The following is a 12,171-nucleotide window of genomic DNA, read 5'->3' on the forward strand; positions in this document are numbered from 1 at the left end:
AATTTACTGCCGTCTAGCTAATTAATTTTAAAAATTCTCTGAATCAGATCATAAAAAAGTTAACTATAATTTTTTAGAGTTCTTTGGATTTGTCTTTCCTGGTCTTTGCGTTTGATTGACTCACGCTTATCATAGGCCCTTTTTCCCTTGCCTATTCCCAGCAAAACTTTTGCAAAACCACCCTTTAGATAGACTTTCAATGGAACTATCGTTATTCCCTTATTGCTCGATTCATTCATCAGCCGTTGTATCTGCTTCTTGTGCAGCAATAATTTTCGCTTACGTAACGGGTCATGGTTGAATTGATTTCCTTGATCATAAGGGGAAATGTGCACATTCATTAACCAAACCTCTCCATTACGAACTTGAGCAAAACCATCCTTCAAATTAATACGTCTATTGCGGATTGATTTGATCTCAGTCCCCGTTAGAACAACTCCAGCTTCAATAGTATCTATAATCGAGTAATCATGGCCAGCCTTCCTATTTTGAGCTAATGGACGCTCGTTGTGCTTTCCCTTGGTCAATTATAAACACCCCCTGCAGTAGTTAAAATATGCCTACATCATTTATGTCGTTTAAACTTATCTTTAAACGGACGGTTGCCGTGAAATTTTTTGTGTTCACTATTACTGTTCTTAGATTTGCTATAACGTTTGCCGCCATGTGTGATTTTTTTACCATTACGTTCATTTCGGTTAAAACCACCGTTATTTTTCAATAAATCTGTTTTAGGTGTTTTCTCCGGATTCAAAAGTGTAAAATCAATTTCCTTCTGGTCAACGTTAACATTAATCACTTTAACCTTAATCGGCTGTCCTATTCGATATGTTCGCTTTGTATGGCGCCCAACTAATGCCATTTGTTTTTCAAGGTATTCATAATAGTCATCTTTCATTTCACTAATATGAATCAAACCTTCGACTGTGTTCTGCAACGAAACAAACATCCCAAACTTAGTAACTGAACTAACCACTGCATCAAATTCTTCACCTACATGATCAGCCATATACTCTGCTTTCTTCATAGCATCAGTATCTCGTTCAGCATCGATGGCACGACGTTCCATTTGAGAACTGTGTGTTGCTATTTCTGGAATTTCATCCTTATATTTTTCTTTTGTTTCGGTGCTAATTCCGTTCTCTTTATAAAAACGAATTAAACGGTGCACTAACAAATCTGGATAACGCCGAATTGGGGAAGTAAAATGTGTATAATCGTCCGCTCCCAATCCAAAATGACCTAATGGTTGATCAGCATACTTTGCTTGTTGCATCGAACGCAGCAACATTGTGGAAACCATTGCTTCTTCAGGTTTCCCCGCAGCCTTTTTTAAAATATTCTGTAACATTTTTGGCTTAACATCACTGCTGCTACCTGCAGACTCAATACCTAAACCAGATAACGCCTCGAAAAAGGAAAGCATTTTTTCTGCTTTAGGTTTTTCATGAATACGGTAAATAAATGGTACTTTTAGATTATTGAAATGTGCAGCTATTGTTTCATTAGCAGCTAACATAAAAGATTCAACTATTCGTTCACTGACTCCGCGGTCACGCAATTGAATATCGATCGGATGGCCTTTTTCGTCAACAATGATCTTGGCCTCTGTGTCTTCAAATTCAATTGCTCCGCGCCGTTTCCTCATTTTAAGCAAAATTTTATGCAGCTCGCCCATAGTTTGAAACATAGGTACTAAATTCGCATAACGTTTCATTGTTTTTTCATCATGTGATTCTAAGATTTTATTGATATCCACATAAGTCATGCGTTCAGTTGTTTTTATAACACTTGGAAAAATACGATGCTTGACAACTTGACCCATAGAATCAATTTCCATCTCACAACTCATCGCTAGTCTTTCAACACGCGGATTTAATGAACATATTCCATTTGACAACTTGTGTGGCAGCATTGGTATAACTCGATCTGTTAGATAGACAGAAGTCCCTCGTTCATACGCTTCATCATTCAATGCTGTTCCTGGAACAACATAATGCGAAACATCCGCAATATGGACCCCTAAATGATAATTTCCATTGTCCAGCTTCCAAGCCGTCACTGCATCATCAAGATCCTTAGATTCAATGCTGTCAATTGTAACCAAGTCCTGCTCCGTTAGATCTTCACGACCAACTTTTTCTGCTTCCGTGACATGGTCAGGAATATTTTCGACTTCCTTCATAACATCATCTGGAAATTTAGTTGGGATATCATGTTGATAAACGACCTGCAAGATGTCCATTCCTGGATCATTGACATTGCCAATAACCTTTTTTATTATCCCTTTTAAAATGCCTGGTAGATGAGCATCAGGATATGCTGTGATATCAGCTAAAACCACTTCTCCGGGTACAGGCTTCAAGCCTTTATCTTCTACAAGAAATTTATAGTTGGCTAACTTGCGATCCTTCAGCCTAATCTTACCAATAACTCCTTCTGGATAATTCTCAGATTCATCGACTTGGAACTCTCCAACAACTTGTTCCAGTGAATGATGTGCTATCCCTGTAATCTTTCCCTCAGGGCCTCTTCCAGTCGTTTTATCTGCGGGATGAAGCATTACTAACTCAACTTCATCTCCATTTAAAGCAGAAAGCGTCTGCGTGGGGTTTATAAAATAATCTGGTGTTTCTGGATCAACAGTTACAAAACCATAACCATGATCATTGGCATGAAAAACACCTTCAAGGATTGGCAAACTGTCGTCCTTTGCAATTGTAAAAGTCCCATTCTGATTCAAGTTTACTACTTTATCATGTTCTAATTGTGCAAGCGCCTGCACAACAAACTTAAACCTTCCAGCATCTGTCATCTTGATTGATTCAGCCAACGCTTGGACTGTAAAGGCTTGATCTGGTGTTGCTCTTAAAATTTCTAATAAACTGTCTTTAATCTTATTTTTTTCCATCTATTTCCTCATTCGATTGATTGATTAGTGACTTAAGCGTAACACATTTCAACTAATAACTGCACAAAAACAAATAAAAGACCTCCCAATAACATCAGCAGGAGGTCTTACTTTTGATCAATGTGATGAAACGTAAACCATCGCCAACGAAAGTACAAAAAAGATGACACCTAACACTACTGTCACTTTTTGCATGAATGCTTCAAAGCCACGCGGCTTTTGTTTACTAAAAAGATCAGCTGCCCCCCCTGAGAGCGCAGTCGATGCATTATCAGTCTTAGCAGGCTGCATCATCACAGCAATAATTATTAACACTGAATCGATCATTAACAAAGTTAAGAGTAAATTGTACAAGCTTCTACCTCCTTGCCTTTTAGGCAACCTACATCTTCTATAATTTAGCATAAATTCAAATATTTTTCCAGTTTCATTTTCAGGTATGCGTCAAACTCTGCACACATTGCTCTGCTTAGCAGTTATTCCCAACAGACTTAATTGAAATTATCACTAGTAACTACTCAAAATAACAAAATAGACTTAGAATTCCTGCCAACTCTTACCCTACTAATTATAGTTTACTTTTAATTATGAGTAAAAGAAAGTATTGTCCTTTAGATCACTTTAATAAGCAAATTCCAATTCTGATTATAATCCAATCAAAAAAAGTCTGTGACAAAACTAAAGTTTCGTCACAGACCCTTCAATTAATATTCAATTAATCAAAAAATTAAACTATTTGCTTTCAATTTCTTGACGAGCTTGTGCACTCAAGTTATAGAATGATTGGATACCCTTGTATTGTGCTACACTCTTACCTAATTGATCTTCAATTCTCATCAATTGGTTATACTTAGCAATACGATCTGTACGGCTCATTGAACCTGTCTTAATTTGACCAGCATTAGTTGCCACAACTAAGTCAGCAATTGTTGTGTCTTCTGTTTCACCTGAACGGTGAGAAACAATAGCTGTATAACCAGCCTCTTTAGCCATTTCGATTGCTTCAACAGTTTCTGTCAAAGTACCAATTTGGTTAACCTTGATTAAAATAGAATTTGCAGCACCCATCTTAATACCCTTTTCAAGGTATTGAGTATTTGTTACAAAGAAGTCATCACCAACTAATTGAACCTTCTTACCAAGACGGTCAGTAATTACTTTCCAATCATCCCAATTGTTTTCGTCAATTGGATCTTCGATTGAAATAATTGGATATTTAGTTGTCAAATCTTCAAGGTAGTCAACGAATTCTTCTGTTGTGAATTCTTCACCTGTTGACCAACGTAATTTATATTTATTTGTTTCAGTATCCCAAAGTTCTGATGAAGCAACATCGATTGCAATTGCAACATCTTTACCTGGTTTGTAGCCAGCTGCTTCAATAGCCTCAATCAAGAACTTCAATGGTTCTTCATTGTTAGCAAAATCAGGAGCAAAACCACCTTCATCACCAACAGATGTTACTTTGCCGGCATTTGCCAATAATTTTTGCAAATTGTGGAAAGTTTCAGAACCCATACGGATTGCTTCTTTAACTGTTGAAGCTCCAACAGGCATGATCATAAATTCTTGGAAATCAACTTTGTTGTCTGAATGTGCACCACCATTGATAACGTTCATCATTGGTGTTGGTAATACATGCGCATTGAAACCACCCAAGTAGTTGTATAAAGGAATTTGCAGTTCATCTGCAGCTGCACGAGCAGCAGCAATTGAAACAGCTAAGATAGCATTTGCGCCTAATTTACCTTTGTTAGGTGTACCATCTAAAGCAATCATAGCTTTATCAATGGCAACTTGATCTGTTACTTCATAGCCAACGATTTCCTTTGCAATAACATCGTTAACATTAGCAACAGCCTTTGTAACACCTTTACCCATGAAACGAGATTTGTCGCCATCACGTAATTCAACAGCTTCATGTTCACCAGTAGAAGCACCTGATGGAACGATTCCACGACCAAAAGCACCTGCTTCTGTGTAAACTTCTGCTTCAACTGTTGGGTTACCACGTGAATCTAAGACTTCGCGTGCATAGATTTCTGTAATACTAGACATAATACACTCTCCTTTGAGTTTGTTTGGGTTGAGTTTTTTAATTACCTCAACCATATTTTAAAGGTTTTGACATCCAGTTTCAATCACTTATGATACAAAATTTTACTAGCCTTTGTAATTCACAAGTTGCAAGTATGAATCAGGAACTAATGAAGCTCCTCCAACCAAACCGCCATCAATATTTTCTTTTGCCATTAATTCTTTAACATTTGCTGGTTTAACAGAACCACCGTATTGAATACGAACTTTATCAGCCACTGTTTGATCATACAATTTTGCAACCGTCTTACGTACAACGGCACAAATTTCTTCTGCTTGATCAGAAGAAGCTGTCTTACCAGTTCCAATTGCCCAAATAGGTTCATAAGCAATAACCAAGCTTGAAACCTGATCTGCTGAAAGGCCTTCAAGTGCAGCAGTTACTTGTCCTTCAACCCATTCTTCAGCCTTGCCGGCTTCACGAGTTTCAAGTGTTTCACCACAACAGATGATTGGCAACAAATCATTTTTGAAAATAGCATGTGCTTTTTTGTTGATGTCCTCATCAGTTTCATGGAAATAATCACGTCGTTCTGAATGACCAATAATCACGTAATCAACGCCCATTTCTTTCAAAACTTTAGGTGAAGTTTCACCAGTATAAGCCCCTTCGTCCTCAAAGTAGCAGTTTTCAGCAGCTACTTTCAATTCAGAACCCTTAGCATTTTCGAGCAATGCAGATAAATCAACAGCAGGAGCTGCAATGACAGCTTCAACTTTTGTACTTGCTGGCAAATTATTTTTAACAGCTTTTACAAATTCAGCAGTTTGTTCTGGGTTCATGTTCATTTTCCAGTTTCCTGCAATAATTGGTGTACGCACGTATATCATCCTTTCAAATCTTGATTTAGCAATTAATAATCACGCTGGCAACAGTTCTGTTTAACAAGGATTACTTATCAGAAACAGCTGCAATTCCAGGTAAAGTCTTTCCTTCAAGATATTCAAGTGATGCTCCGCCACCAGTTGAAATATGAGTAAGCTTGTCAGCAACACCTAATTGTTGAACGGCAGCTGTAGAATCTCCACCACCAACAATTGTTGTTGCTTCACTTAAAGTACCTAAGAATTCACCAACTTCAAGTGTTCCTTTGGCATAATTGCTCATTTCAAAGACACCCATAGGTCCATTCCAAACAACTGTTTTTGCATCTTTCAAAACATCTTTGAATAATGCTACAGACTTTGGTCCGATATCAAGTGCCATGTATCCATCAGGAATGTCACCATCCACAACTTTACTTGGCACATCGTTATCAAATTTTTCAGCTACAATTGAGTCAGTTGGTAAAACAAGCTTGTCGCCAGCTTTTTCAATAATTGTCTTAGCTAATTCAACCTTATCTTTTTCAACTAATGAGTTACCGATTTTCATGCCCTTAGCAGCGTAGAATGTATAAGTCATACCACCACCGATGATAACTTTGTCAGCTTTACCTAACAGATGGTCAATAACACCAATCTTATCAGAAACCTTAGCCCCACCAAGAATTGCAACAAATGGGTGCTTAGGATTGTCAACAGCATTACCTAAGAACTTGATTTCCTTTTCAAGCAAGAAACCAGCTGCAGCCTGATCCATGTTGCTTGCAATCCCAACATTTGAAGCATGTGAACGATGAGCAGTACCAAAAGCATCATTTACATAAACATCACCGAGTGATGCCCAGTATTTACCAAGTTCAGGATCATTTCCTGATTCCTTTTTGCCGTCTAAATCTTCGAAACGTGTATTTTCAACAAGGAGGATGTCGCCATCATTCATTTTGTTGATAGCATCTTCGAGTTGCGCACCACGAGTTGCAGGAACAAAAGTTACAGGTTTTTTAACTAAATCTGCAAGACGTTCTGCAACAGGACGAAGAGAGAGCTCTTTCTTGTCTTCTTCTTTCTTTACACGACCAAGATGTGAGAAGAGAATAGCTTTACCGCCATTTTCGACAACATACTTGATAGTTGGCAATGCAGCAACGATTCGATTATCGTTACCAATCACACCATTTTTAATAGGAACATTGAAATCAACACGGATCAAAACTTTTTTATCCTTAACATCTAAATCAGAAACAATTAATTTAGCCATAAAAAGCAATCCTCCAATTTATAATTTAAAAACAAAAGGCGAAGAGAGTATTGCCTCCCCCCGCCTCGATGACTTGCAATTAGTTCAGTTCATCAACTTAGCGCTAAAAGCTAAATCTTAAAGTAAACTAGCAAATTTTTCCAATGTACGGATCATTTGAGCAGTAAAGCCTGATTCATTATCATACCATGCAACAGTCTTAACAACTTGTCCTTCACCTTTACCAACAACTTGTGTTTGTGTAGGATCAAAGACAGAACCGAATGTTGTACCGATAACGTCTGAAGAAACGATACCATCATTGTTGTAACCGAATGATGCATTGCCTTCAGTAACTTTTTTAACTGCTGCATTAACTTCGTCAGCTGTAACTTCTTTGTCAAGAGTTGTAACTAATTCTGTTAATGAACCTGTAATAACTGGTACACGTTGTGCATGTCCATCCAATTTACCTTGCAATTCTGGAACAACTAAACCAAGTGCTTTAGCAGCCCCTGTTGAATGAGGAATTGTATTTTGTGCAGCAGCACGTGCGTTACGAACGTTGCCACCACGATCTGGACCATCTTGTAATTTTTGTGTAGCTGTGTAAGCATGGATTGTTGTCATTGTACCAGCTTTGATACCGAATGCATCATTAACAGCTTTTGCAAGTGGTGCCAAGCAGTTTGTTGTACATGAAGCAGCAGAAACGATCTTGTCTTCTGGAGTCAATGTGTCATCGTTAACACTGTAAACGATTGTACGAACATCGCCAGCTGGAGCAGAGATCAAAACGCGTTTTGCGCCTGCTTCGATATGTGCTGAAGCTTTTTCTTTTGATGTGTAGAAACCAGTTGATTCAAGAACTAATTCAACACCATCATTTTTAACCCAAGGAATATTACGTGCATCTGCTTCTGCATAAACAGGGATTGTCTTGCCATTAACAACAAGAGCGTTATCCGTAGCAGAGATTTCAGCGTCAAACTGGCCATGAGCTGTATCGTATTTCAATAAATGTGCCAACATAGCTGGGGAAGTTAAATCGTTGATAGCAACAACTTCCAAACTTTCTGAAGTTTCAGCAATACGACGGAATGCTAAACGACCAATGCGGCCAAAACCATTAATACCTACTTTAGTAGTCATACTAAAATTTCCTCCTTTAGGAAATAAAAAATTTATTTTAAAAAGCAATGTCAGTTAAACACTACTCTTTTAAAATCATCTTAGCTGCCCCTTCATCTGTCACTAAACAGGTTTGTTTAGGGGCCAATTTCATGTAAGCAACAATTGCCTTAGCTTTAGACGTGCCTCCAGCAACTGCAATTACATTTTTCATACTAGCGAGATCCTCAAGCTGTAATCCGATTCGTGGAATCTTATATACTACTCGGCCATCTTCATCGAAAAAATACCCGAAGGCCTCTCCCACAGCACGTTCACGCTTAAGTTCACCTACACTTTCCTCCGACATATCACGCCGCCGAGCCATCGTAATAGCTTCCCCGATACTATGTATAACGGCATTACTGCCTCGGATAAGCTGAACAACTTCTAAAATGCTCGGTTCCTGCATCAAAGGTGCATAAGCCTTCTCGCTGAGTTGCTCTGGCACATATAATGTACGATGTTTTCCACCCGTACGCAATGCCATCTGAGCACTCACATTATTGGCTTGAATATCAACAGCCTCTCCAACTCCTCCTCGTGCCGGAACAAAGAGTAAATCTCTTTTTTCGGCAACTTTTGGTGTTAAACAAGCTGCAATTCTCGCCATCGTTGTACCGCCCATAACTGCGATTACATTTTTACCTTCAGGCAGCAAAACCTGCAAGGTATCATTGACGAGTTTACCCATTGTCTCGATAACTTTGACTTGCTCATCACAATTTCCCGAAACAATCAAACAACGATCAATTTTCAAAAATTCACTGAGCCTTTTTTCACGCTGCTGAACTCCAGCGAGTTGATCCATCAAGCCACGCAATTTGCGAATAACGCTCTTACCTTCATCCGTTATTATCATTCCTGATTTCGTTGAAGTAATCAAACCCTGCCGTTTAAGAAAATCAGTTTCAGTCCGTAGGACTCGTTCAGTAACTCCAATTTCCTGCGCCAACAAACGTCTTCCGATAGGTCCTGACCAGTATATATGACGCATTATCATAAATCTCTGCACCATAATCTCTACCATGTCAGGTGCGATCTTTTCTATCCACTCTAATTCTCGGCGCATTTTACGACCCTTCCTAGCGGGACTGCTTCTGTCCAGCGGTGTCACAAAGCGACCCATCAAGATAAAAAAAACAAAGCACAACAACAATTATATTCTTCTTGAATTGTTCCCATACCTCATCACAGTTTGCATTATAGCAATAATTATCACCTATTGCAAGCGGTGAACACAAAACTAAAAAGTATTCAAAATCCGTACTCAAGCATTAAAATTTTTTTCAGAATTTACAATTTGCGAATAATCTATTATATTTTTAATTTTTTCCTTTATAATAGCGAACAATAATCTTCTTTCTCAGCTTTAACCACTTTGCTTAAAAAATTATTTTTTGCTTTTCTCATCAAATCTTTTGCGTTTACTTGAAGAAGGAATACCTATTGAATCACGATATTTTGCTATCGTTCTGCGTGAAATCTCAATTCCATTTTGACTAAGCTGCTTTTCAATCTTGCTATCCGATAATGGCTTTACTTTATCTTCCGCATCAATCAGTGCTTTTATCTGAGATTGAACCGCATCCGCTGTTAATTCCTCATCTTCTCTGTTACTATTGACTGTTTTCGTAAAGAAATGTCGCAATTCAAAAACACCAAAATCACATTTTAAATATTTACCATTGACCGCACGACTCACAGTTGACTCGTGCAAGTGTAATTCATGCGCAATTTCCCGCAAAAGTAAGGGACTAAGAGGATGATCCCCTTTGAGAAAGAAGTTAGCTTGATGGTTAATGATAGCTTGCCCAACACGTTCGATAGTAGATCCTCGTCTTTCAAGATTTTGTGCAATATTAAGATAATCTGCTTTCTTTTCTCGTAAATAATCTTTAACATCCTTATCTGGCAGCTGTGAAAACTCTGCAAAATAGTCTTGTTTAAAAACAACTAGCGGTTTGCTTTGCTTTGTAATTTTCAGTTCGACCTTCTGCTGATTTTTATCAACTTTGACTAAAAGATCAGGATACACATATCCAATATCATCTTGACCAAAAGCTGCTCCCGGAGCGGGTGACAACGTCCGCACATAATCAAAAACTTTCTGAATCTCTTCTAATGAAATAGCAAATCTGCGTGCTATCTCTGTCCATTTACGATCGGCAAGCTGAAGAAAAGCTTCATCAACGATTTCATATGCAAATTTAGGAACATTATCACTATTTTCAATCTGCAGTAAAAGGCATTCCTGCAGATTTCTTGCTCCAATACCCGGTGGATCCAAGCGCTGCAACAACGTCAGTGCATCTAGTAACGTTGTTTCATCAACCTTGGTTTTTTTTAGGATCTCCGCAAAATCAACGCTCAAATAACCATTGGTATCCAGATGATCTATCAAAAAGACCACCCAACCCCTAAGAACTGATTTTCTCATTGTCAAATGAACTTGTGATAAAAGATAATCATACAGCGACTGCTGCTTATGCTCCGCCGTTTGTGAGATCCAGTCACCCTTGTCCTCGATGCTATTAGTCGTATTGATTAATTTTCCTGCATAGTTCATGCGATCGCTGATTTTTATAAATGGGTTATCTAACTGTTTTTGAGATAAGAAAACATGCAAATCTTCAATGCTATATCTCAAGATTTGAATAGATTGCTGCATTTGCTGTGTCATTGCGAGTTTTTGGACTTGTTTTTGTTCTTGGCCATATGTTTGTTCAAGAGGCATTTTTATTTCACCTGACTTTTTTTACTTGTCAATTATATATATTTCCGTTAAAATAGGAAGAGTGTTGCGCCGCTAGTGTAATGGATCGCACACAAGATTCCGGTTCTTGTAATGTGGGTTCGACTCCCACGTGGCGCATATAGATAGTTTAACATCTGAGTTTGTTCATCTTAGAAGTTGGGTCAGAAATAACTCTGACTCAGCTTTTTTCATATTATGTCTACTTTTGCAGTGTTTCCACTATATACGCTTCCCTATAAATAAGCATTGTAATGTAATTCACAAATTCCAATATGTATTTTAACATTAAAGTACCTAGTTAGTCGAAAGTAACGTTACTCAAATAAGGCTAAAATTTGTTGCTCTTTATTTGACCTTTTTTGACCAATAGTTTAAACTAGCAACATAGACCTATGAATGCTAAAATTAGTGACGTTAAAATAGTTAGGAGGTACTACAGATGAATTTAGTTCCTACAGTTATTGAACAATCATCCAGAGGCGAGCGTGCCTATGATATCTACTCACGACTTCTAAAAGATCGTATCATCATGCTTTCAGGTGAGGTTAATGATGACATGGCTAATGCCATCATTGCACAACTGCTTTTCTTAGATGCACAAGACTCTGAAAAAGATATTTATATTTATATCAATTCTCCCGGCGGAAGTGTGACTGCTGGGTTAGCCATTTATGACACAATGAACTTTGTTACTGCTGATGTTCAAACAATCGTAATGGGAATGGCTGCCTCAATGGCCAGCGTCTTGGCGACTGCTGGTACAAAGGGCAAACGTTTTGCATTGCCTAACTCTGAAGTCATGATCCATCAACCTCTTGGTGGAGCTCAAGGACAAGCAACAGAGATTGGAATTGCTGCTCAACATATTCTTAAAACACGTAAATTGATTAATAAGATTTTGGCTGATGGTTCTGGTCAAGACATTGAAGTTATTAATCGTGATACCGAACGTGATAATTTCATGTCAGCGCAAGAGGCGGTTGATTACGGCTTGATTGACGGAATTATGAAAAACAAGAAAAAAATTAAATAATTATATGTGTAAAAAAATGATGCCATTCAGGGCATCATTTTTTTGTGCATATACATATTAGAAAATAAAAAACGAAATTTTGAATTAATCACAACCAAATCATCCCTCAGGTACATCGGTGAACTAGACAAAAATGATAA

General features: G+C 38.0%; 10 protein-coding genes and 1 tRNA gene. 2 read left to right on the forward strand and 9 right to left on the reverse strand.

What is annotated here, in order from left to right:
• Positions 1–59 precede the first annotated feature (59 nt).
• From smpB to rpoN, 9 genes are all read right to left on the reverse strand, one after another.
• On the reverse strand, positions 60–527 hold the full coding sequence (smpB, locus tag FC19_RS07140) for an SsrA-binding protein SmpB (RefSeq protein WP_057876304.1): 468 nt from the start codon (positions 525–527) through the stop codon (positions 60–62).
• A gap of 38 nt (positions 528–565) precedes the next feature.
• Positions 566–2,911, reverse strand: a complete 2,346-nt coding sequence (gene rnr, locus FC19_RS07145) for a ribonuclease R (protein WP_057876305.1) — start codon at positions 2,909–2,911, stop codon at positions 566–568.
• Positions 2,912–3,028: 117 nt separating this feature from the next.
• The gene (gene secG, locus FC19_RS07150; RefSeq protein WP_057735804.1) at positions 3,029–3,265 is read right to left on the reverse strand and encodes a preprotein translocase subunit SecG; all 237 of its coding nucleotides are present in this window, start codon (positions 3,263–3,265) and stop codon (positions 3,029–3,031) included.
• Positions 3,266–3,643: 378 nt separating this feature from the next.
• Positions 3,644–4,969, reverse strand: coding sequence for a phosphopyruvate hydratase (gene eno / locus FC19_RS07155; protein WP_057876306.1), 1,326 nt, complete (start codon positions 4,967–4,969; stop codon positions 3,644–3,646).
• Between the two features lie 105 nt (positions 4,970–5,074).
• Positions 5,075–5,830 carry a triose-phosphate isomerase gene (gene tpiA / locus FC19_RS07160; RefSeq protein ID WP_057876307.1) on the reverse strand — a complete coding sequence of 252 codons (756 nt, stop codon included), beginning with the start codon at positions 5,828–5,830 and terminating at the stop codon, positions 5,075–5,077.
• Between the two features lie 70 nt (positions 5,831–5,900).
• A complete protein-coding gene (locus tag FC19_RS07165; RefSeq protein WP_057876308.1) occupies positions 5,901–7,091 on the reverse strand; it encodes a phosphoglycerate kinase in 1,191 nt (396 codons plus the stop codon).
• A 117-nt stretch (positions 7,092–7,208) separates the two neighbouring features.
• Complete coding sequence (gap, locus tag FC19_RS07170) at positions 7,209–8,222, reverse strand: type I glyceraldehyde-3-phosphate dehydrogenase (protein ID WP_057876309.1); 1,014 nt, start codon at positions 8,220–8,222, stop codon at positions 7,209–7,211.
• Between the two features lie 61 nt (positions 8,223–8,283).
• Positions 8,284–9,312, reverse strand: coding sequence for a sugar-binding transcriptional regulator (locus FC19_RS07175; protein ID WP_057876310.1), 1,029 nt, complete (start codon positions 9,310–9,312; stop codon positions 8,284–8,286).
• 321 nt (positions 9,313–9,633) lie between these two features.
• Positions 9,634–10,977 carry an RNA polymerase factor sigma-54 gene (gene rpoN / locus FC19_RS07180; RefSeq protein ID WP_057876311.1) on the reverse strand — a complete coding sequence of 448 codons (1,344 nt, stop codon included), beginning with the start codon at positions 10,975–10,977 and terminating at the stop codon, positions 9,634–9,636.
• Between the two features lie 66 nt (positions 10,978–11,043).
• Here rpoN and FC19_RS07185 point away from each other — a divergent pair.
• Positions 11,044–11,115: transfer RNA gene (locus FC19_RS07185), tRNA-Arg, on the forward strand.
• A 322-nt stretch (positions 11,116–11,437) separates the two neighbouring features.
• Positions 11,438–12,031 carry an ATP-dependent Clp endopeptidase proteolytic subunit ClpP gene (gene clpP / locus FC19_RS07190; RefSeq protein WP_057876312.1) on the forward strand — a complete coding sequence of 198 codons (594 nt, stop codon included), beginning with the start codon at positions 11,438–11,440 and terminating at the stop codon, positions 12,029–12,031.
• The last annotated feature ends 140 nt before the right edge of the window (positions 12,032–12,171 follow it).

Origin of the sequence: Liquorilactobacillus aquaticus DSM 21051 (genome assembly GCF_001436755.1) — a bacterium.
Taxonomy (GTDB): Bacteria; Bacillota; Bacilli; order Lactobacillales; family Lactobacillaceae; genus Liquorilactobacillus; species Liquorilactobacillus aquaticus.

What these genes read in the sequence shown, in the direction of transcription:
- rnr (WP_057876305.1), bottom strand. Translation starts at nt 2,911, where the DNA reads ATGGAAAAAAATAAGATTAAAGACAGTTTATTAGAAATTTTAAGAGCA.
- eno (WP_057876306.1), bottom strand. Translation starts at nt 4,969, where the DNA reads ATGTCTAGTATTACAGAAATCTATGCACGCGAAGTCTTAGATTCACGT.
- FC19_RS07165 (WP_057876308.1), bottom strand. Translation starts at nt 7,091, where the DNA reads ATGGCTAAATTAATTGTTTCTGATTTAGATGTTAAGGATAAAAAAGTT.
- gap (WP_057876309.1), bottom strand. Translation starts at nt 8,222, where the DNA reads ATGACTACTAAAGTAGGTATTAATGGTTTTGGCCGCATTGGTCGTTTA.
- FC19_RS07175 (WP_057876310.1), bottom strand. Translation starts at nt 9,312, where the DNA reads ATGCGCCGAGAATTAGAGTGGATAGAAAAGATCGCACCTGACATGGTA.
- rpoN (WP_057876311.1), bottom strand. Translation starts at nt 10,977, where the DNA reads ATGCCTCTTGAACAAACATATGGCCAAGAACAAAAACAAGTCCAAAAA.
- clpP (WP_057876312.1), top strand. Translation starts at nt 11,438, where the DNA reads ATGAATTTAGTTCCTACAGTTATTGAACAATCATCCAGAGGCGAGCGT.